Consider the following 21,182-nt stretch of genomic DNA (forward strand, 5'->3'; position numbering starts at 1 on the left):
CCAGTTACTTTCGAGCGATACCCTTCGGTATCATTCGCCGTGTCGCTACCATCAATTGCACACCCTTTACCACCTCATGAGAGGTGACAGAGTGTGGATCATCCGGGTTCGTCCCGGTTTCACCGATGTCGAGCCCAGGCATCAAATGCACCGACGCGCCCTGCGGACGTGGTGCTGCACCGATCACAGTCCCGGATCCAGGTTGGTCGCTGCCGCTACCGACTGCCGCCCCCCGGGGCTCAAAGGTGACACCGCGATGTGTCGAGGGGTCATGTCGCACAACACCTTCGGATGAACGACAACGTGGTTGTTTCCGGAGGCCACGCCAACCCGCACCGATCCGCCCGGCAGACCGCGGCAACAAGCCCAGGCCCGCCAGCCACACCCACGCGCTCCGCCCTGACCGAAGAGCCGCCCACCGCTCCACTGCGAAAGCGATCCATCTGCTGTGCCTGATCAATTCCACCGCCCCCTCGACCGGGACTGGCAGCACCGCGCCTTATGCCGCGGCACCGACACCGACCTGTTCTTCTCCCCCGACGGTGAACGCGGCAACGTCCGCGCCCGGCGAGAGCGCGCCGCCAAACAGATCTGCCAAGACTGTCCCGTGCTCGACAACTGCCGCGCTCATGCACTCACCGCCACCGAGTCTTATGGCATCTGGGGTGGCATGTCCGAGACCGAGCGCGCCCGCCACGCCCGGCGCACCCGCCGCCCTGCCCGACCCCGCGAGTGTGTCGTGTCGCCGGACCCTCTAACCTGGCGGATCCGAACACCCAAAGCATGAGGAAAAAATCAGCCATGGCCACCGACTACGACGCACCACGAGTCACCGAATCCGACGAGCCGGACACCTCCCTCGAACAGCTGACCGCCAGCCGGAAAGACACCCAGTCCCCCGTCGTCGACGTCGAAGACACCGACACCGCCGAGTCCTTCGAACTGCCCGGCGCGGACCTGTCCGGTGAAGAACTCTCTGTCCGCGTCATCCCCAAACAGGCGGACGAATTCACCTGCACCAGTTGCTTCCTGGTCCACCACCGCAGCCGCCTCGCCGACACGGCACAACAACTCTGCCGCGACTGCGCCTGAGAACGTCAGCGCACTCGAGATACTCGGCCCATCGCCAGGTTGAGCGGAGTCCGCCACTGTCACTGCATCGCCACCCTCGATCGGCGGAGCGGCAGCCCTGACATCGCTTTTCCACGGGCCTCCCTGCGGCTCCGCAGGGAGGCCCCTGGTGGGGCGGGCGGGGCTCGAACCCGCGACCAATGGATTATGAGTCCACGGCTCTAACCGACTGAGCTACCGCCCCATCACCGCTCCCGCGGAACCTGGCGATGGTATCCACACCGCCGACCGTCCCGATCGTGCCAGGGGGGGGACGGTCTTACACGCGGCCGAAGAGCTGCCGTACCTCACCGTCCTCATCGACCGCATACAGCGCCATCCCCAACAGATCCAGAATCCGTTGAGGTGCCCGCACCGCAGCGTCCACCGATCGCGGCTCGTCGAAAACGACCAACGCAAACGACACCGACTGATCCGGCTCGCTCGGCATCCGCCGCACCAGCTGCCCGATGGCGGTATCGACATCCAACCCCGGCGCGGCGGACGCAGCCTTGACCTCGACGTAGAGCCGACGGCCCTCCTTCTCTGCAACGATGTCGACAAACTCCGTATCGGTACGCACTGTCCAGCCCTGAGACGACAACCACCCCGCGAAGTCCCGGACCACGCGCACCTCCTCACCTGTCATACCGCCAAGGTAAGGCAGAACCTTCAGTTCAGCGGCATTTCTCCCGCGACGCGAGCCCATGAGTGCGCGACACCCGGGGTGCGGGCACGAACTCAACTCACTGCGCGCCGCAAGACGCCAGTGAGATGGGCTGTCCACGGTGCGATCCTTACGAACTCAATCCAGAGAGATCCTGTAATCGACTCACAGTTAATAACATTCGCGCTCAGAATGTTTGACGCCACCCGGAAGCGGGCTGCGACTTTGCGGGCCACCTGCCCGAGCAGTCCTGCACCTTCCGCTGGGTCGACGGTCACCGTATTGGGGTGGGCTCGCCCCGGAAATCGTGCCGCGATGAATTCGTACGCACCTGGGAAGCTCACCACGTCATGTGCTCGGAGATGTCATAGGGCACGACCGTCAGCTTCGCTCCCGCGGTGCAGTACCGGTGCGCCACCTCCGCCACCGAATCGAACGGAGTGAGCCCATCGAGCGTGCCGTGCCACATATACACCGGCGCCGTCGGCACCCCCGCGAAATATTGGAGGCTGTTCTCCCGCAACCTCTGCCGTGCCGCCGAACTCGCCATCAGATGTCAGCCGGCCACCGGGTGTGGACAGCGAGATGAGGAAGGCACGACGATGCTCTAGTCCGTGGGTCGGCACAGGCAGTCGGCCAGTGCGTCGAGGATCAGGTCGTAATCCAGATTGGTGAGGAACCCATGGGTGAGCGCGCGGCCGACCTGGTGGTTGAAGCCGCCCTCGGCGTGGGGGCGGACGTCGTCGACGTCGGGGTAGGCGGTCGGCGCCATCGACGTGTCGTACTCCCAGCCGATCAGCTCGGCGCGCATCGTCGCCGGATCGATCTCGCCTGCCGCGCACCGAGCGGCGACCTCATACGCGGTGCCGCCGTGGGTGCCCGGCCGCACATCCGGTGCCTCGATCCAGGCGCGCAGGAGCATCTGGCTGATCGCCGGCTCGCTGACGCCATTGACCTGCGCCAGCCGGGTCTGAGTGACCCCGCCCTCGTACAGTTGCCGCAGGTTACGGAGGAATCCGATATGCGCGACCACCTCACGTGCCCGGTTCTCGGCCATGCTGGAGAACAACCGGTCCCGGTCCATCATGATCGTCATCACCCACACCTCCCTCTATAAGCAATCTTGTACCCGCAGGTTCCAGGCCGTAAAGGTCGCCACATCCGCCAATCGGGCACCGGGCTACTCGGGGCTGCGGGCCCTCACCGGTCGCATGGAAGGATCAGGTCGGATCCCACGGTGAAGGTTCGAGACCGTTGAGCTCATCGAGCACCTGATCGACAGCGGTGGTGGTGGGGATCCGGAAGTCTGCGCCCTCCGATGCCCGGAGGCGGTCGCGCAGGGAGGTGAGCATGGCGAGTTCACGTTCGAGGTCGGCTGCGGTGTGGTCGCTCACAGACCCATCCTGCCCCGAGCCGGTAGCGATCAGAATCGTGCCACCCGGATGGCGCCGAGAAGAACTCCGGCAGCACGGCATTTGTGGTGGTCCAACACTGCGCTTCGGGGAGACATGCTGTCACCGCTGGTCAGATGCCCCACCTGCAAATCAGTCCTCGACGGGACGGATCACCGGTCGTCCTGCCGGCCGGGTGTCGGCGGCCCGTACTGTGTGCCCCATGTCCGCCGGTCCCGGTAGCAACCTCGGCACCGACGCTGCGCTGCCGTCCCTGGCCACCGACGATGCCTCCCCGGCTCCCCACATCCTCGCGGCGGCGGCCCGTACCGGAACGGACATCGAGCTGCGGATCCACGCCTCCCTCACCCGGTTCGACGTCGCCGCCGAGCAGTGGTTCCCCGCTGCGGCCGGCTTCGTTGTGACGGTCATCGTGCACACCGTCGACGCGACGACCGGCGGACTGCGGTATCTGCCGCCCGCCGAGCCTGCCGAGTGGGCGCGGACGATCTTCTCCACCGCCGGCGCCGTACACGGCTACTTCCTCGGCGCCGTCGACCCGAACACCGGCGGCCACCGGCGCGGGCAGCTCGCCTACCGGCTCTACCTCGACACCGACCGGCAGCCGATACCCGTGCCACGGCAGCTGCTCACCTGCCCGCACTACCTCCTACCCGGTCTCGACGGCAGAGCCGAGATCACCCATTCCCACCACAACCTGGCCTAGAAGCCAGAGATACCGCGGCACCGACCCCGCTCGACGCACAAGGTCAGCTGGAAGCAATCGGGAATGCCTGCCAATCAAAACCTTTCGGTCACCGACCGCAATCACCGTGATCGTGTGGCCACCCCTTTTCGCCCCGACGACGACCGACCAAGCCGCAAACCCGCCGGCCACACCTCGTCGCCACCCGGCCACACCCTCGGGTCAGGTTAAATCCTCGGTGGGAGCGGACGCGGCATTGTCCTTGATCGACGCAATCCCGTTCTGGGCCGCCGCCTTCGAGGTATACCCCTGGCTCGCCGCGATGATCTCCCCGTTGGCTGCCTTCAGGTGAAACCGGAACTTCCCGGCGGCGTCCTTGAAAAGCTCGAACTTCGCAGTCATCGCCCCTCCTCCGCGTGGGCCCACGCCGGTCGCGGACACCGTCCCCTCACGGTAGGCCCGACAAACCCTCATCGGCGGCGGAACCGCCTTTACGGCGAGACGCGTGACCCCCTTCCGCGGCCAGGCCATCTTCGCAGGTCAATCGATGTGTTCGGCCTCGGCCTTTTCCGTGGTCGGGCAGAAGCACTGCAATCGAGATCGGGCCGCCACATCAACAGCTACGAAAATAATGTGATGGTGTGGATCACAATCCCTGGACTTCCCCACCGTCGCTCACGAAGATCACTCATGCGCCGCTCGTCACAACGTGCAGGTTGACCGTGTAGCGCCCCTGCCAGCTGATATTCATCGTTGGCGGGGGCTGCGCTTGGCTGTCCCCCAACACAACCCACGCCGCCACTGGCTGCCACCGATGTCCCCGGGCCCACGACTCCCGGCCGACGGTGTCACTCACCAGACCGCCGCCGCCCGCGACCGTGAGCCGCCCCCACTCGGCGCCCGACCGACAAGCCGACACCCATCCCCAGGCAATGTCAGAGTGCACACCCCCCAGCCTCGGCAACCCTCAACGCCCAGGGCCAGCGACGAACGCCCCCGTCGCCCTCCTGGACTCAGTACCGCCAGGGAGCCGGATCAGTTCAACACCCGGTCCGTCCTGCCACCGTGGGAGAACCCTCCAGCTTTGGTCGCCCCTCCGGGGCGGTCCCTGACTGGTTCTCCCACCCCCAGGGTAGGTCTACCCGGCGGATCCTGGCATGCTCGGGTCGGCAGTGAGGTCGTCGGTGTCGGCGAACACCAGCCGCCCGTCGTCGAGAGCGACAGCCCACCGATGCACCGGAGCCCACGCATGCCCACGCTCCCCGGTGTCGGTCAGCTCGGCGTAGTCCTCGATGATCCGACCGGTCTGCGCCGGTCCGGACGGCCGGCGCACCAGCACCCGCGCGCCCGCGCCGAGCGGACCGGGTTCGGGTCTCGGACTGTGATCCTTCTTCTCGGGCATCGGTCTGCGCCTTCCGGTCGGCTACACGCCCGGATCATAAGCACCTCGCCGACGAAACCTCATCCTCGACGCCGCCGGGGGCTAGCGATCGACGACGAACCGACCGGCCTCCGGTGCTTGCGCCTGCGCCAACGGTGGCGCCCACCGCTCGGGCGAGCACCAGCTCGTTACCTCCGTACCGCCTCGGGCGCCGTCGAAGCCCATGCCGCTGTCACCGGGGTCGACGTCGTAGGGACCACTCCGTTACCGGGGATTCTTCTCGGCGACCGCGGTCGCCGGATGCACGGCGACCAGGCCGAGACCCTGCCGTCGCTGCACAGCCGAGCCAGCTCCCGATACGCGGCCTCACCGAGCAACTCGGTCAGCTCCGGCGCATACGACTGCCACACCGCCTTGGCGCCGACGCGCGCATCCGGCGAGCCGGAGCAGTACCAGTCCAGGTCCGCGCCGCCCTCACCCCAGCCGCGGCGGTCGTACTCGGTGATCGTCGTCTTCAGGATCTGCTCACCGTCGGGTCGCTCCACCCATTCCTGGGTGCGCCGGATCGGCAGCTGCCAGCACACGTCCCGCTTCACCTCGAGCGGCTCGATGCCGCGCTCGAGCGCCATCGAGTGCAGCGCGCACCCGATGCCACCCTCGAATCCGGGACGATTGAGGAAGATGCACGCGCCCTGGTAGCGGCGGGTACGCAGCGCGGGCTCGCCGTCGAACTCGTCTTCCTCGATGTACCCCCTCTTCCCGAGACCCTGCTTCATGAACTGCCAGTCCCCTGGTCTGAGCAGCTTCACGGACTCGTGCAACCTCGCGACATCCTCCTCATCGGAGAAGAACGCGCCGTGCGAGCAGCAGCCGTCGTCGGGACGGCCCGCGATGATGCCCTGGCAGGCCGGGGTGCCGAACACGCAAGTCCAGTGCGAGAGCAGCCACGTCATGTCCGCGGCGATGAGATGCTCGGCGTTGTCGGGATCGATAAACTCGACCCATTCCCGGGCGAAGTCGAGCGCAACCTCGGGGCTCGGCGTCATCTTGTCCGACGGCACCGGAATACCTGCTGTCACAAACCCCCACGGTAGCCAATCCACACAACAGACAAGGACTGATCCGGTCCCCGTCCGGGAGCAAACAACACTCGACCTGAATCGCGCCGACCGGGGTGTAACGCCGCGGCCTCCACCGCGAATAACCAGCGAACGTTCTCGCACCTACTACGGGGCACGGGAGGAGGCAACAACCCTCCTGATGTCGACACCCTCGGGTGGGGCGTGTCGTCACCGGTGTCGACGGTGCGCAGCGAAGAATCGACGTAGAACGCGACAGTCGAGGAGGGTGCGATGAACCCCAGTCGCATGCGCAGGCTCCGGCCGGTGCCCGACGCCGACCCGCAAATGCTGTTCCGCACCATCCACGGGTACCGGCGCGCCTTCCGCATGACCGGTGACGGTCCCGCGCTGCTGCTGTTGCACGGCATCGGCGACAACTCGGCGACCTGGACCGAGATCATCCCGCACCTCGCCGAGAACTACACGGTGATCGCACCCGATCTACTCGGCCACGGTCGCTCCGACAAGCCCCGTGCCGACTATTCCGTCGCCGCCTACGCCAACGGCATGCGCGACCTACTCGCGACCCTGGGAATCGACCACGCCACCGTGATCGGACATTCGCTCGGCGGCGGCATCGCGATGCAGTTCGCCTACCAGTTCCCGCAGATGGTGGATCGGCTCATTCTGGTTTCCGCCGGCGGTATCACCACCGACGTTCATCCACTCCTGCGGCTCGCGGCGACGCCGATCCTCAACGAGGCACTGAAATTGCTGCGCCTGCCCGGAGCGGTGCCCGCGGTGCGCTGGGCGGGAACGGTGTTGACTCGGCTGCACGGCACTGCCCTGCGCCCCGGTGCGGCGCTGCACGACACACCGGATCTGGTGCGTATCTTGACCGAACTTCCCGACCCCACCGCGTACGAGGCCTACCTACGCACCCTGCGGGCGGTGGTCGACTGGCGCGGACAGACGGTGACCATGCTCGACCGCTGCTATCTGACGGCAAGTCTTCCTGTTCAACTCATCTGGGGAGATCGGGATACGGTCATCCCCGTCAGCCACGCCCACACCGCGCACGCGGCAATGCCGGATTCGCGGCTGGAGATCTTCCCGGGCGCCGGTCACTTCCCCTTCCGGGACGACCCCCTGCGCTTTGTCCACACCGTCGAGGAGTTCCTGTCCGATACGCGCCCATCGCCGTTCGACGAGGCCAGGTGGCGGCAACGTCTCACCATCGGAACCGTCGAGACGGCTCTCACCCCCGACGTCTCCACGCGTGCCGCCGTGCTCGATGCGGTGGGATCCGCCGAACGCAGCGCCACCTGATACGGGCTCAGGTGACCGACGCCGGGCACAACACCCACCCGGTACCTGGGGTAGGTACCACTCGGCACGGTCACTGGTCTGCAGCACCGTGTTCGAAAGATTCACCACCTACCGACCGGGAATCCGCCACGGCCATGTCACTGCCTCGCACACTCTCGATCCGGGCGGCCTGACCCGTCCCTCCACCGGCCTGTTGGGGGCCGGCGACGAACGCGGTGGGGCGGGCGGGGCTCGAACCCGCGACCAATGGATTATGAGTCCACGGCTCTAACCGACTGAGCTACCGCCCCATCACCGCACTACCCCCACCATCGTGGGGCGTGGTGATGCTACCGGCCACCCTGCTGGCCGTGGCCCGTGCCAAGGACAGTCTTCATGCGCGGCCGAAGAGCTGCCGCACGCCACCGTCGTCATCGACCGCATACAGCGCCATCCCCAACAGATCGAGAATCCGCTGAGGTGCCCGCACCGCAGCTTCTACCGAACGCGGCTCGTCCCTCACGACCAGCGCAAACGACACCGAGCGATCCGGTTCGCTCGGCATCCGCCGCACCAGCTGCCCGATGGCGGTATCGACGTCCAACCCCGGCGCGGTGGACGCACCCTTGACCTCGGCGTAGAGCCGACGTCCGTCCTTCTCGGCAACGATGTCGACGACATCCTCGTCGGTACGCACCGTCCAGCCCTGAGACGACAACCACTCCGCGAAGTCCCGGGCCACGCGCGCCTCCTCACCTCTCATACCGCCACGGTAAGCCTGAAACGGCAGTTCAAACCCCTTTTGTCGAGCGACACGGACCCCACGGTGCGCGATACTTCAGGCGCCGAACACGGCACAACTCGAGCCTGCCCCGAAAGATCCCGTGCGGTGAGACGGTCGTTTACGACGCTCCCTCCTGGACCCAATCCGTGCTAGTCACGTAATCACCCGGCTACTAACGAGATTCGTGCCAACGACGCCTGACGCCACCCAGAGCTGACTGTGCAGGCGACGAGCCGGAAACCGGGGCGTCATGCACCTTTCAGTTCGGCGCGGCCTGGGGCCGGCGGTTAGCACCGTGTCGGGGCGGGCTCACCCCGGAACCGTGCCGCGATGAACTCGTACGCATCCGGGAAGCCCACCACCGCGGTGGTCATGTGCTCGGAGATGTCATAGGGCACGAACGTCAGCCTCGCACCCGCAGCGCAGTACCGGTGCGCCACCTCCGCCACCGAATCGAACGGGGTGAGCCCATCGAGCGTGCCGTGCCACATATACACCGGCGCCGTCGGCACCCCCTCGAAATAGCGGAGACTGTTCTCCCGCAACACCTGACGCGCCGCCGAACTCGCCATCAGACTCCTCGACGCCGCCAACTGCCCGGCGTTGCGGAACGCACCGTGGAACAGCAGGAACCGCCGGCACTCGTTGCTCATCCAGTCCCGCAACCACAGACCGGTCTCATTGAGTTGCGAGGACACCGGCAACCGGTCCGGGTACTCCCGCTCGAGACCTATCGCCGCCGCGAACGCCAGCCCGAACCCCGGATGCGGATTGAACCCCAACCCCTCGGCCATCTGCTCGAGATCCGCCGGCACCCCGCCCTGCACCACCGCCGCCAGCCTCAGCTCCGGCGCATAGGTCGGCGCGAGCGCCGCCGCCCACGCACTGGCCATTCCCCCACCCGAGTAGCCCGCCAGGGCGACGGGACTGTTCGCCAGGCCCAGTTCGGTCACCCGCTGCACCGCACGGACACTGTCCAGGGTGATCATGCCGCCGAGCTTCGCGGCACCGTACGCACCGGTCGGGCCGAGGTGATCGGGCACCGAGACCGCCCACCCCCGCTGCAGACCCAGCAACATTCCCGGCGATTCCTGCATCTCCAGGTTGAACAACGCCCGCGAGGGCGCGCACTTGGTTCCCAACGAGTTCACGATCGCCTGATACGACACCAACGGCGGATTCGCCACACCCCTAGGTAGGAGCACCGTCGTGACCGCCAGAATGGGGTTGCCGGCCGAGTTCGTCGACCGGAACGCGACCTGCCACCCGTCGGAGTTGGCGTACATCCAGGTGTCGATCCGCCGCGTCCGCACCACATCACCCGGCGCCGTTGCCCCGAGATCGGCGGGAGCGAGGTAGAACGGGTCCGGGTCCGGCCACGGGTACAGCGGTTCCGCGCTCGCCGGCACCGGAACCATCATTGCGAGGAAGAGGACACCGAGCACCGCCGCCATCAAGACCCGCACACCGCGCCGCACCACGTCCCGCTCCCTCTGCGCCCCCTCGTCAGGACACGGTGACTGTATCCGCGCGGGCACCCGCACCGTTACGCCGATCCCGGGCGGCCTCAGCGACAGTCCCGTAGCGACCACCCGCGTGCAGGTTTCCGCATCCCGCTTCATGCCGGCGCTCACCAGCGGCGCCGTCGCGCCCGCCGTGGTGCCGCGACCCGTCAGCCCTGACACCGTCCCCATCAGAACTTCTCGGTGAGGATCATCTCCAGTACCCCCGTGCCCGCCGGGACCACGGTGCACGGCGGTGCCCCCGCCTGTGCGGGATCGAGCACACCCATCACCAGTTCCACGGTGTACTCGTCGTAGGGCATCCGGAAATGCCCGGACTGATTGGACGGGCACAGGTCCCCGATCATCAGGTTCGTCGCCGACCCGTCGCGCAACGCGATATTGGTGGCCGGTTGAATGACCTCGTCGAGCCGCGAGCCGATCGTCGTGTACCGGGTCCCCGGCACGGTGTCTGCGCCGCCGTTGAGGTCGTCGAGGAACGACGATCCCTGGGCCTGCTGCTCCAACGCGGGTGACACCAAGTCCGGGGGAATCGCCTCACGCGCCCACTGCATGCCGCCGGGCGTCTGCTCGAGGACCGGAACGAGACCGAACAGGGTGCCCCCGTAGGTCGGTGAGGCCAGACCGATCCACTGATCGACCGCCGCCGCACCACCGAGCCGGTTGACGTAATACCGGGCCACCGTCGCCCCTTGCGAGTAGCCGACGATGTCGACCTCGGCAGCGGCGGTCGCGTCGCGGACCTCGTCCACGAACTGTGCCAGCTGGCCGGCGCTGACCGTCATGTCCTCGGTTCCGTAGTTGTCGCCCCCGGGCTCGCCGCCGTAATTGAGCGCGAACACGCAGTACCCCGACCCGGCCAGTCGCGGACCGAGCGACGCCCAGTCCGAGTACGCGTTCGAGTCCGTGCCATGCACCAACACCACCGGCCTCGGATGCACGGCGGTGGGGGTACAGGTGAAGTCGTTGACACCGAACGGAACCGATCCCGGGTGCTGCCGCGCATACCGGGCGGCATCGGGATGCGCGCTCTGGGCGGGACCGACCCGGTCCGGGACCTGCCACACCGAAATCGCCCCGGGCAGATCCGGAACCTCCTCCGCCGCCGCGACCGGCGCCGAAAGAATCCCTGCGGCCAGCCCCGCACCCACTGCCGCGGCCGTCCACCTCATCTGTCGATGTGTCCGCATCCTGCCGTCCCCTGCTCTCCATCGGCGGCCCGAATATTCGTGCCGACACCACTACCCGAGCACCCCGGAACCGGGTCGGCTCCGGGGACAGTGTGGAATATGTTGAGCGCAAACACCATTAGGTCGATCGTCCAGTTTCACTTAGGTCGATCGACCAGTTCCACTGGGTCGCATGCCATCCGGCCACCACTTGAACAGGGGGACCATGGCCGCATCCGACAGGCTCGTCCTGCGGGTTCGATCACTACCGCCCAGTAATGTGACGCAAGCCACAGCTTGGGTTGTGGAGATGCCTTACCCTGCTGAGAAACACACACCCCATAAGGCTTCCCCAAGAATCGATACACAGAGTGAGTCGGAACCCGCGCCCACTCGAGGAGGTGCGGTCGCCATGACCACAGAACAGCTGGTCCGCAACACCATCGTCGCGGGCCGGGTCACCGCCGATATCGCCAGCCAGTCGCCCCGAGACATTGTCGCGGCAAGGTTCTCGTTCGACCTCGACGACGGGAAGGTCGACCTCGACGCCATCGAGCGGATCCGAGAGCGCGACTTCGACGACTGGGTTTCCGCCGCCACCCGGTCCGGCCTCTTCTCCCCGCAGGAGATCGAGGCCCTGGCCAGGTCATGGCACGCCGACCCCCGGTCGCTGTTCGAGGCGCTCCTCACCGACGCCGACGACATGACCTGCAAGCGCTACGAGATCGCCTGGGACTCGCTCGACGAGGCCGACTCACTCGAATACGCCTGACGGTGCCCGCCAACACCGAAACGCCTGACAGCCAACGCACCCATCCACAATGAGCAACAAGGCGGACGTGGGCAACATGGGAGGATGACGCCAGATGACGAACTCGACCGTTCAGAATCAATGGCTGCACGCCGTGCAGGACCGCACCACCGAGATGCGCCGATGGCTGGATGCGGACAACAACAGCGAAACGCTGATGGCGCACCTGCACCACGAGCCCGTCGACGCGGCATGGCTACGCACCTACCAACGCTTGGGTCGCGACCTCATGTCAGCGGTCGGAAACGCGCAGGAGCAGTTGCCGCGACGTCGTTGAACGCCGAACAGCACAGTGCGCTCGAATCATCAGCGCGCGCACAGCGCCCACCGATGGTGGGACCGATGCGGGAAAGCCCCCTCTATTATCCGCACCGGAAGGCGGGCGCAGTTCTGCCCTCCGAGCCGCTGTCACGAGGCGATACGCGATCGGGGTGTCGTAGCTGGACCACCAGACCTTTGACTGACAACGCGGAGCATTCAGCGGGCCACGTTCACGGGTTCGATGCTGGCGTGCCGGTTGATCGCATCGATCTCATCTGCGGTCAACTCCGCCGCCTCGAGGGCTCGCAGGTTGTGCTCGAGTTGCCCGACGGAGCTCGCGCCGATGAGTGCACTCGTCACCTCCGACCGACGCAGCACCCATTGAAGGGCTAGTTGGGCCAGCGATTGGCCACGCGCAATAGCGATTTCGTTCAGTCGTGCGGCCCGCTCGCGGTACACATCGGTGATGGCATCCGGTGAAAGGAAGGCGCTGTCAGCAGCCCGCGAATCTTCGGGGATGGTGCCATCGAGGTACTTGTCGGTGAGAAGCCCCTGTGCCAGCGGGGAGAAGGCGATCACCCCGGTGCCGTCCGCTGTCGCGAGATCGAGCAGCCCTTCCGCGTCCGCTCGCTGGTCGAAGATCGAGTATCGCGTCTGGTGGATTGCGAGCGGGACCCTTGCTTCCTGGAGCAACTTCGCCGCCTGGTGCGCGCGGTCGGCCCGATAGTTGGATATACCGACGTAGAGCGCTTTACCCTGACGGACCGCTGTGGCGAGGGCGTCCACCGTCTCATCGAGCGGTGTGTCCAGGTCGGGGCTGTGGGAGTAGAAGATGTCGACGTAGTCCACACCCAGATCACGCAGACTGACATCGAGGGACGACAACAGGGTTTTTCGCGAACCGCCGGACTGGTAGGGGCTCGGGCCGATGGGATTGCCGGCTTTGGAGGCGATCACGATTTCGTCGCGGTATGCCCCGAGGTCTTCCCGCAGGATTCGGCCGAAATTCTTCTCCGCGGCCCGGGCGGGCGGTCCGTAGCGGTTTGCGAGGTCAAACGAGATGATTCCTAGATCAAATGCTCGCAGGACGATGTCCCGTTGCGTTGAGTACGGATGCTGATCGCCGAACTTCTGCCACAAACCGAAGGAGAAGCGGGAGAGTTGGAGCCCGGTACGTCCAGACCTCCTGAATGCCGCTTTCTCGTAGCGCTGTTCGTCTGCGTGGTGAGGCACGTGGGCATCACTTTCTCTAATCGTTCTCGGAGGGAGGGTGTTTCGGTTTTCAGCCCCGCAGGGTGTGGTGCTTGGTGCCGGTGGCCACCGGTCTACTCGGATCGGCTGTCCACGCCGACCACGATCCGACGAACAGAGCGGCATCGACTCCGAGTGTCGCCAAGACCAGAGCCTGATGTGAGGCGGCGATCCCGCCACCGCAATAGGTGGCCACAGGGGCTGAACCGTCTATCCCCAGAGCACCGTACTGTTCGGACAGAACCGAGGCCGGCTTCAGTAAGCCGTTGTCGTCGAGATTCGATGTCGTCGGTAGGTTCACTGCCCCCGGTATGTGACCTCCGGTCGGGCGCCCGTCATCGCCTTGTCCACCTTCATACTGGTCCCGGCCACGCGCATCGACCAACACTCCTGGGGGAGGGAACGCTTGCGTCTCGTCTGCGTCCAGGTGCCGGAGCGCGCCGGGTGTCACCGTGGCAGTGCCTCGGGGCACAGTGGGTGACGTGCCCGATTCCACCGGCAGACCCAGCCTCTTCCAGTGTGAGAACCCGCCGTCGAGAACACGCACACCGCGCAATCCCGCCCAGGTGAGTGTCCACCATGCTCGGGCAGCCGTGATTCCGTGCCGGTCGTCATAGACGACGATCCCGTCACCGTCGCTGATGCCCCACCCCTCGAGCGCCTGGCGAAGAACCTCGACCTCGGGTAGCGGAAGCCTTCCGCTCGTGCCGTCCTGAACTCCGGCGAGTGTCGAGGGAAGGTCGACGAACACAGCACCGGGAATGTGCTCGCGCTCGAATTCCGCTACCTGCGCCCCCTGGTCTGGGGTGAACCGGACATCGAGAATCCGCACGGTATCGAGGATGGCGAGTTCCTCCGCGCTGATGAAGAACTGATCCCTTCGGTCGGTGAAGGTCACGGCGAAACCTCCTCCGCGTCGGCCTGCTCCTCGATGCGAGTGAGTGCCTCGTAGATTTCGCTCTCGCGCGCAAGCAGGCTGATATCGCCCCGGCGGCGTGGTCGGGGCTCGTCGATGACGAACTCCCTGAATACTCGCCCCGGCCGCGGCGAGAGCAGCAGAACGCGGTCGGCCAGGTAGACCGCCTCCCCCACGTCGTGCGTGACGAAGACGACTGTTCTGCGGTGGGTCTCCCACAGCGCCAGCAGATCCCGCTGCAGTTGGATTCGTGTCAGGTGGTCCACGGCTCCGAACGGTTCGTCCATCAACAGGACGTCCGGCTCGGTGGCCAGCGCTCGCGCGATACCCGCGCGCTGACGCATTCCACCGGACAGTTGGTGCGGGTACTTCCTCTCGAAGCCCGCGAGTCCGACTTGGGTAAGGTACTTTCCGGCCGCCTCACGTCGTTCACCCTTGGCCACTCCACGAAACTCGAGCCCGATCTCGACGTTGCGCTGCACGGTTCGCCATGGGTACAGCGAGGCGTCCTGGAACACCACACCGATCCGGTCGTCGGTCCCCTGTACCGGTTTTCCTTCGAACAGCACCTCGCCCTGGGTCTTGTCCTGCAGGCCGGCCAGGATCTCGAGGAGAGTGCTCTTGCCACACCCGCTCGGGCCCAGGAGGACGACGAACTCGCCCTCCTCGATGGTCAGGTCAATTCCGTCGAGCGCGTACACCGGCGGATTGGTGGGGAACTGCTTGCCCAGTCCCCGTACTTCGAAGGTTGCCACGGACTTACCTCACTGACGTTGTTGCGCCGCTTTTTTTCTGTGTTCAGCGAGCAGGCTGCGGGTAGGAGAAATCCTTCACGTACTCCTGCGGGATGAACTGCGTATCGATGTACTTGTCCGCGTCGTACCGGGCGTCCTGGAAGCCGACGGCGATCTCAACGTCCTGCGTGTCAGCGATCGCGACCGGGTCGATGGCGGGATTGTTGTCCCAGATGTCGTCTTCCTGCTGAAGCGCCAGCTCCACTGCCTTCGGGTCGATGGTGCCCAGCTTCGCCTGCAGCCACGGCAGGTACTCGTCGTAGTGTTCCTTGGCGTACGTGTAGGACTTGAAATACGCGCTCAGGCCCCGACGCAGCAGCTCGGGATCGTCGTTGATGACGTCGTTGCCGGCGATGAGAACTCCGGTGTGGTAGGTCGGGAGGTAGTCCCACCCACGGGCCAGGGTCACGGACTTTCCGTCGAGTTCACCCAAGGCCGGGAACGGCTGATGGATGATTGTCGCGTCCACCTGACCGGTGGTGAGTGTGCCGTACGCCTGTTCGTTCACACCGTTGGCGATGAAGCTGACGTCGTCGGGATTGACACCGTTGTCGCTCAGAATCTTGCGGGTGTAGGTCTCCATACTTGACCCGGCCTGAGCGATTCCGACTGTCTTACCCTTGAGGTCGGCGACGGAATTGATGCCTGGGCGCGCCACGAGGAAGAACGGTCCCTTGCTTCGGAAGGCGGAGCTGACGATCTTGATGGGTGAGCCCTTTTCGGCCGCACGCAGGTAGTTACTGGTGGGACCGAAAGCGAAGGTCAGTTCCCCAGTGGCCACGCCGGTGACCGCGTCCTGAACCTGGGTGAATCTGACGTCGAGGTCTTCTTCGTCGAAGAACCCCTTCTCGACCCCGAATCGGATCGGGAGCTGGGTGTAGGACGTGCTGTCCTGCAGTGTCAGGGTGCTGCGGCCCTCACCGGACGAGGTGTCATCACCTGCCAGGGATTCGACGGTGCCGGAGCAGCCGGTCGCGGCCAGTGCCAATGCAACTGCGCCGACGAGGATGGCTAGGGGTCTCTTGGTGAACACGCTTGTTCCTTCTGTGCTGGGCGATGAGCTGTGAACGGGTCGAATGGGTGGATCAGGCGTACTTCCATCGAAGAAGGACCTTCTTCTCCAGCAGGTTCACGGCCGCGATGATGAGGACGGAGAACACCGTGATGGACAGGACCAGCGCGAACAGGGTCGCGGTGTCGTAGACGCCGATGGCCCGGTTGAGCATGTTGCCCAGCCCTGCTTTCGAGGCGATGATTTCCGCAAACAGGGCCGCGACCAGGGCCGTTCCGGCCTCGATCCGCAGAGCAGCAACGATGCTCGGTGACGCAGAGGGCAGAATCACCTTGATGATGGTCTGCAGCCGCGAAGCCCCGTTGGCGCGGGCCACCTTCAAGTGGCTTTCCTGCACCTGCTTGATCCCGGCAATGGTGTTGAAGACGAACATGAAATAGCCGAAGAGGAACACGATGACGATCTTGTGATTGACACCGACACCCAGGTACAGCGTGAGCAACGGAATGATCGTGACCTTCGGGACCGCCATCGCCGCACCGACAAAGGGGTTCAGGAAGCGTTCGCCGGTGCGTGACAATCCCATGTAAATCCCTGTCCCAACACCGAATACGAAGGCCAGGACGGTGCCGACCACAGCTTCGTACAGGGTGATCAGCAGATTGCCGAAGAGGTGTTCCTCGGTGATCAAGTGCGGAAATACACCCAGAATCTGGGTGGGCGAGGCCATATACATCGAACCCACCCGTCCCGAATCGACCAACCACTGCAATATTGCCAATACGACAACCACGACTGCGAGCTGGCCGGCCAGGATGGCCACATTCTTCCGGGACAGGGCGGCACGCCACCGCCCGGCGCGTGAAACCGCTGGTGTGGGTGAAGCCGTCACCACCGGACGGGCGACGATCTCGGCTTGGTTGAGGGCCACCGTCATGCTCCTTTCAGCTCTGCTCTGACACGCCTCACGCGCTCAGTCCACGGTTTCGGTTGGCGGGCCGGTCCAAGCCCAGATGGTCGCGGAATGTTTTGCCGCCATACTCGGTGCGGTACAAACCGCGTCGTTGTAGTTCGGGCACCACCAACTCGGTGAACGCCTGAACGGAGCCGGGCACGAAATCCGGGAAGATGTTGAAGCCGTCGGCGGCCCGTTCCTCGAACCAGTACTGGATGTGATCCGCCACCTCCGTTGCATTCCCCACGACGGTGCGCGTACCCACCGTGATGCCGTTGATCAGGTCGAAATAGGTGATCGGCGCGGCACCCTGCACGGTCCGACGGGTGGTCTCGGTGATCCCCTCGAAGATCTTTCGTCCCTCCGATCCCGACCGATCGAACACCTCCTGGGCGACCGAATCGTGGTATCCGTGTCCGGTCACGTCAACGCCGAGGACCTGCGACACCGAGGCAAGGTTGCGCTTGAGGCCCTCGCCGAGGCCACCGAATCGCACCGAATCCACGGTCTCGTTCTCGGGATCCAGCGGCAACAGTGCGTTGAGACGGTCGTAGATCTTCACGGCTTCTTCGGTGGTGGGCGCCACCACCACGCTGAGCCCCGGCAGAATCTGAATCTCGTGTTCGGTGCGGCCGTACCTGGCAGCGCGCCCCTTCACATCGGCGTAGTACTCCTTCGCCGCCTCGAGGTTGGGCTGGCCTGCGAAGATGACGTCGGCCTCTCGTGCCCCCAGCTCGCGAGAACGGTCCGACGTGCCCGCATGGAGCAGAATTACCTGCCCCTGAGGTGGCCTGGCGACATTGAGTGGTCCACGGACCGAGAAGTGTTCACCCACGTGGTCGATGGCATGAAGCTTGGTCTCGTCGATGTACCGGCCACCGGCCTTGTCACGGAGAAACGCATCATCGTCCCAGCTGTCCCACAGTGCGCGGACCACATCGACGAACTCGTCGGCCCAGTCGTACCGCTTCTCGGTGTCCCAGTGGCCGTCCCGACTGAAATTGAACGCCGCGGCGCCGTCGGCTCCGGTGACGAGATTCCACGCCGCGCGCCCTCCGCTCAGGTGATCGAGTGAGGCGGTCAGACGCGCGATCGTGAATGGATCGTAGTAGGTGGGATTCGCGGTCACCGCAATCCCGATGTGCGAGGTCGCGGCCGCGATCGCACCCGCGACCGTGAATGGCTCCATCCTCGACATCTGGGCGGGGTTGGTCTTGGCCAGCTTCGGATCTGTCGCGAGCCGGTCCCCCAGGAACAGGAAGTCGAATTTCGCGTCTTCGACCAGCCGGGTGACGTCCTGGATGAACCCGATATCGAAGGCGCCGTCGGACTTCGCTCCGGGGTATCGCCATCCGGCCGTGTGTGTCCCGGTCGCCCAGAACATGAGTCCGAAATGAAGTTCTCGCTGTGGATTGGACATCGGTCACCGTCCTCCTGTTGTAGTGCCGGCGGGCGCCCAGCGGTTCACCGGTCGCTCGAGCCCCAGGTGTTCGCGCAATGTGCGGCCCTCGTAATCGGTGCGGAACAGTCCGCGGCGTTGGAGTTCGGGCACGACCAGCTCGACAAAGGTCTCCAGCTGTTCGGTGAGGAAGGCAGATTGGATGTTGAACCCGTCAGATGCACCTGCCTCGAACCAGGTCTGGATGTAGTCGGCGATATCGTCGGGATCGCCGACCACCACGTGCCCGCCCACGATGTGCGCGTACAGGAGATCGCGGACCGTCAGCGGGCTGTCGCCGCCCACCACACGTCCTGTCCTGGCTCCGGCAGCGCCCACCAGTGTCCGTCCCAACGAATTGAACCGCTCGACGAGGGGAGCATCGACGGGGGCCTCGAGGTCCAGCCCGGTCAGGTCCACCCCCACCCGCTGCGACAACGCACCGAGGTTCCGCAACCCCTGTCCTTGTGCCTCGCGCGGCGTCGCGAACGAATCTGCACGCCAATCTGAGGGGCTGCGTCCACCGAACTGGACGTCCTCGTCGAGGACGATCAGGGCATTGAGCCGGTCGTAGAGTTCACGCGCGTTCTGTCGGGTGCGCGCCACGAGCGGCGTCAGCCCGGGAAGGATCGCGATCTCGGAGGGGTCCCGACCAAATTCCACGGCACGACGCCGGATGTCCTCGGCGTATTCTTTCCCTTGATCGATCGTCGCGGCAGCGGCGAACAGCACATCCGCCTCGCGTGCACCCAGATCACGCGACCGATCGGAGGTGCCCGCGTGCAGAACCACCGGGTGCCCCTGCGGTGGGCGCGCAACATTCAGCGGTCCCCGGATCTGAAATGTCTCACCACGGTGATTGAGCGGGTGAATCTTGTCGCCGTCGACGAACTCGCCGGTCTCCGCATTGCGAATGAATGCGTCATCCTCCCAGCTATCCCACAGGCGGCGAACGACGTCGACGAACTCGTCTGCTCGGTTGTAGCGCGCGGTCGCATCACCGTGCTCGGGCCGGGTGTAGTTGTCCGCAGCCCGGCCATCGGCGCCGGTGACGATGTTCCACGATGCCCGTCCCCCCGACACATGATCGAGTGAGGCGGTGAGCCTAGCCAAATTGAACGGCTCGTAGTAGGTGGGGTTCGCGGTGACCACGATGCCGATTCGGCTGGTCGACGTTGCAATGTAACCCGCTGCCGTGAACGGTTCGATTCGGGCGAGTACCGAGGTGTTGGTGAACTGGTACTCCGGCCCGGTCGCGAGGCGGTCGCCGAAGAAGAAGAAGTCGAACTTCCCCGCCTCCGCGAGCCGGGCGAGTTCCGTGATGTATCGGGCATCGAAGCCGCGGTCGTGGACGGCCTGCGGCAGGCGCCAGCCCGCGGGATGGGTGCCGTTCGACCAATACATGTAACCGAGGTGAAGGGTCCGGTTGTGTCCGGCGTCAGGAGTCATGTGTCTACCTCGAGGTATAGAGATGAACAGGTCGTGGACACTCAGCCGCGGGAAGCGGACCCGGTGACCTGCCCGGGCGCGCCACTGAGATCACCTGTGAAGAGTTCCGAGAGTTCGGCGAATTCCTCTGGCGTCGGCCGCCACCGTGAGGCGGCGAGGTTGTCGTCGAGTTGCTCCGGCGCCGTCACGCCCGCGATCACGCTCGATACCGACTCGTGCGCCAGAAGCCAACCGAACGCCAACGCCGTGGGCGTCACACCGCGTTCCCGCGCGAATTCCGTGTAACGCTCGAGGGCATCCCACGGCGCAGCATCGAGAAGATGTTTTTTCAAGTTCGTAATCTTGGCGCCGACGGGAGCGAAATCCCGCCGATACTTCCCGGTCAGCAAACCGTTCTGCAGCGGGAAGTACGGGAAGAATCCCACCCCGTATGCGGCCAGGGCCGGAAGCAGCTCCTTCTCCGGCTCCCGCCAGAGCAGATTGTATTCGTTGGTGGCCGAGACGAACCGGGTCAAGCCGTTGATCCGGGCGACGTACTCGGCGTCCGTTACCTGCCACCCCGCGAAGTTCGAGCTTCCGATGTACCGGACCTTCCCCTCGGCCACCAGATCGTCGAGCACGGACAGCGTCTCCTCGATGGGTGTGATCGGGTCGGGAGCATGGATCTGGTACAGGTCGATCCAGTCGGTCCGCAGACGGCGCAACGACGACTCCACCGCCAGCCGCACATAGCGACGCGACCCGCGAACACCCCAATCGGGTCCGTTCAGACCGCCCAGCCCAATTCCGAACTTCGATCCGATGACCACGCGATCACGGTTGCCGCCCAACGCCTTTCCCAGCATGATTTCACTCTGCCCGGGGTGATCGCCGTAGACGTCGGCGACGTCGAAGTAGGTGATCCCCAGATCGAGCGCACGACCGACGATACGGTCGGCTGCATCCTGGGTCTCAGCGACCATTCCACTCCGACCGAAGGTGCTCGCCCCGATGCCCACCTCGGACACCACGAGACCGGAACGCCCCACCGACCGATACCCCTCCTGGAGAGCGGTATTCGTAGCGGGACGACCCGCTACAAACGCCGGGTGGGTAACACTGGTCACGGATGCAGTCATGGGCTTCTTTCACATCGATTCCGGCGACGCACCTCGGCGCGTGTCACGGACCTGAAGATTCGAACATTGCCGACACT

At 65.3% G+C, this 21,182-nt stretch carries 22 protein-coding genes, 2 tRNA genes and 2 pseudogenes; 6 read left to right on the forward strand and 20 right to left on the reverse strand.

Annotated elements, in window-relative coordinates; genetic code table 11:
- The first annotated feature begins 448 nt into the window (after positions 1-448).
- Positions 449-787 (forward strand): WhiB family transcriptional regulator, encoded by a 339-nt coding sequence (locus BLV94_RS04350; RefSeq protein WP_072948227.1) that lies wholly within the window; start codon positions 449-451, stop codon positions 785-787.
- Positions 788-801: 14 nt separating this feature from the next.
- Entirely contained in the window at positions 802-1,092 is a 291-nt protein-coding gene (locus BLV94_RS04355) for a DUF4193 domain-containing protein (protein WP_072948225.1), read from the forward strand.
- A 146-nt stretch (positions 1,093-1,238) separates the two neighbouring features.
- Here the strand turns inward: BLV94_RS04355 and BLV94_RS04360 are convergent.
- From BLV94_RS04360 to BLV94_RS49310, 5 genes and pseudogenes are all read right to left on the reverse strand, one after another.
- Positions 1,239-1,315: transfer RNA gene (locus BLV94_RS04360), tRNA-Ile, on the reverse strand.
- 75 nt (positions 1,316-1,390) lie between these two features.
- On the reverse strand, positions 1,391-1,738 hold the full coding sequence (locus BLV94_RS04365) for a hypothetical protein (protein WP_072948279.1): 348 nt from the start codon (positions 1,736-1,738) through the stop codon (positions 1,391-1,393).
- 313 nt (positions 1,739-2,051) lie between these two features.
- Positions 2,052-2,330, reverse strand: a pseudogene (locus BLV94_RS04370) (lipase family protein); the annotation flags it as partial.
- A gap of 54 nt (positions 2,331-2,384) precedes the next feature.
- A complete protein-coding gene (locus tag BLV94_RS04375) occupies positions 2,385-2,873 on the reverse strand; it encodes a hypothetical protein (protein ID WP_143051336.1) in 489 nt (162 codons plus the stop codon).
- Positions 2,874-2,997: 124 nt separating this feature from the next.
- A complete protein-coding gene (locus BLV94_RS49310) occupies positions 2,998-3,171 on the reverse strand; it encodes a hypothetical protein (protein WP_167372120.1) in 174 nt (57 codons plus the stop codon).
- A gap of 220 nt (positions 3,172-3,391) precedes the next feature.
- Between BLV94_RS49310 and BLV94_RS04380 the strand changes: the two genes are divergently transcribed.
- The gene (locus BLV94_RS04380) at positions 3,392-3,895 is read left to right on the forward strand and encodes an N-formylglutamate amidohydrolase (RefSeq protein WP_072948219.1); all 504 of its coding nucleotides are present in this window, start codon (positions 3,392-3,394) and stop codon (positions 3,893-3,895) included.
- A gap of 201 nt (positions 3,896-4,096) precedes the next feature.
- On the opposite strand, the gene BLV94_RS04385 is transcribed toward BLV94_RS04380, so the two are convergent.
- The 3 genes and pseudogenes from BLV94_RS04385 to BLV94_RS04400 form a co-directional block, all read right to left on the reverse strand.
- Positions 4,097-4,276, reverse strand: a complete 180-nt coding sequence (locus BLV94_RS04385; RefSeq protein WP_072948217.1) for a YegP family protein — start codon at positions 4,274-4,276, stop codon at positions 4,097-4,099.
- A 736-nt stretch (positions 4,277-5,012) separates the two neighbouring features.
- On the reverse strand, positions 5,013-5,276 hold the full coding sequence (locus BLV94_RS04395; RefSeq protein WP_072948212.1) for a hypothetical protein: 264 nt from the start codon (positions 5,274-5,276) through the stop codon (positions 5,013-5,015).
- Between the two features lie 243 nt (positions 5,277-5,519).
- A pseudogene (locus tag BLV94_RS04400) lies at positions 5,520-6,301 on the reverse strand (DUF3109 family protein).
- 306 nt (positions 6,302-6,607) lie between these two features.
- Between BLV94_RS04400 and BLV94_RS04405 the strand changes: the two are divergent.
- Complete coding sequence (locus BLV94_RS04405; protein WP_072948209.1) at positions 6,608-7,645, forward strand: alpha/beta fold hydrolase; 1,038 nt, start codon at positions 6,608-6,610, stop codon at positions 7,643-7,645.
- Positions 7,646-7,861: 216 nt separating this feature from the next.
- Here BLV94_RS04405 and BLV94_RS04410 read toward each other — a convergent pair.
- The 4 genes from BLV94_RS04410 to BLV94_RS04425 all read right to left on the reverse strand — a co-directional run bounded on the left by BLV94_RS04410 (position 7,862) and on the right by BLV94_RS04425 (position 11,103).
- Positions 7,862-7,935 (reverse strand) — tRNA-Ile (locus BLV94_RS04410).
- Between the two features lie 83 nt (positions 7,936-8,018).
- The gene (locus BLV94_RS04415) at positions 8,019-8,366 is read right to left on the reverse strand and encodes a hypothetical protein (RefSeq protein WP_072948207.1); all 348 of its coding nucleotides are present in this window, start codon (positions 8,364-8,366) and stop codon (positions 8,019-8,021) included.
- A 329-nt stretch (positions 8,367-8,695) separates the two neighbouring features.
- Positions 8,696-9,862: a lipase family protein gene (locus BLV94_RS04420; RefSeq protein WP_072948277.1), complete on the reverse strand. Its 1,167-nt coding sequence runs from the start codon at positions 9,860-9,862 to the stop codon at positions 8,696-8,698.
- Between the two features lie 239 nt (positions 9,863-10,101).
- A complete protein-coding gene (locus tag BLV94_RS04425; RefSeq protein WP_244163497.1) occupies positions 10,102-11,103 on the reverse strand; it encodes a lipase family alpha/beta hydrolase in 1,002 nt (333 codons plus the stop codon).
- Positions 11,104-11,512: 409 nt separating this feature from the next.
- Between BLV94_RS04425 and BLV94_RS04430 the strand changes: the two genes are divergently transcribed.
- On the forward strand, positions 11,513-11,872 hold the full coding sequence (locus BLV94_RS04430) for a hypothetical protein (protein WP_072948204.1): 360 nt from the start codon (positions 11,513-11,515) through the stop codon (positions 11,870-11,872).
- A gap of 94 nt (positions 11,873-11,966) precedes the next feature.
- Positions 11,967-12,188, forward strand: coding sequence for a hypothetical protein (locus BLV94_RS04435; RefSeq protein ID WP_072948202.1), 222 nt, complete (start codon positions 11,967-11,969; stop codon positions 12,186-12,188).
- A gap of 200 nt (positions 12,189-12,388) precedes the next feature.
- Here BLV94_RS04435 and BLV94_RS04440 read toward each other — a convergent pair whose 3' ends face one another.
- From BLV94_RS04440 to BLV94_RS04475, 8 genes are read right to left on the reverse strand one after another with little or no spacing between them, the layout of a single operon-like run.
- Positions 12,389-13,426: an aldo/keto reductase gene (locus BLV94_RS04440; protein WP_371851603.1), complete on the reverse strand. Its 1,038-nt coding sequence runs from the start codon at positions 13,424-13,426 to the stop codon at positions 12,389-12,391.
- Between the two features lie 28 nt (positions 13,427-13,454).
- Complete coding sequence (locus BLV94_RS04445) at positions 13,455-14,321, reverse strand: sulfurtransferase (RefSeq protein ID WP_072948198.1); 867 nt, start codon at positions 14,319-14,321, stop codon at positions 13,455-13,457.
- Positions 14,318-15,094: an ABC transporter ATP-binding protein gene (locus tag BLV94_RS04450; protein ID WP_072948197.1), complete on the reverse strand. Its 777-nt coding sequence runs from the start codon at positions 15,092-15,094 to the stop codon at positions 14,318-14,320. The genes BLV94_RS04445 and BLV94_RS04450 overlap by 4 nt, the downstream gene beginning before the upstream one ends.
- Positions 15,095-15,137: 43 nt before the next feature.
- Complete coding sequence (locus tag BLV94_RS04455; protein ID WP_167372121.1) at positions 15,138-16,166, reverse strand: ABC transporter substrate-binding protein; 1,029 nt, start codon at positions 16,164-16,166, stop codon at positions 15,138-15,140.
- Between the two features lie 52 nt (positions 16,167-16,218).
- Entirely contained in the window at positions 16,219-17,076 is an 858-nt protein-coding gene (locus BLV94_RS04460; RefSeq protein ID WP_083395890.1) for an ABC transporter permease, read from the reverse strand.
- Between the two features lie 34 nt (positions 17,077-17,110).
- A complete protein-coding gene (locus BLV94_RS04465) occupies positions 17,111-18,520 on the reverse strand; it encodes an NtaA/DmoA family FMN-dependent monooxygenase (RefSeq protein ID WP_072948195.1) in 1,410 nt (469 codons plus the stop codon).
- Positions 18,521-18,523: 3 nt separating this feature from the next.
- A complete protein-coding gene (locus BLV94_RS04470; RefSeq protein WP_072948192.1) occupies positions 18,524-19,987 on the reverse strand; it encodes an NtaA/DmoA family FMN-dependent monooxygenase in 1,464 nt (487 codons plus the stop codon).
- Between the two features lie 41 nt (positions 19,988-20,028).
- Positions 20,029-21,105 (reverse strand): aldo/keto reductase, encoded by a 1,077-nt coding sequence (locus BLV94_RS04475; protein ID WP_083395463.1) that lies wholly within the window; start codon positions 21,103-21,105, stop codon positions 20,029-20,031.
- Between the last annotated feature and the right edge of the window lie 77 nt (positions 21,106-21,182).

It is taken from the genome of Rhodococcus koreensis (genome assembly GCF_900105905.1).
Lineage (GTDB): Bacteria > Actinomycetota > Actinomycetes > Mycobacteriales > Mycobacteriaceae > Rhodococcus_F > Rhodococcus_F koreensis.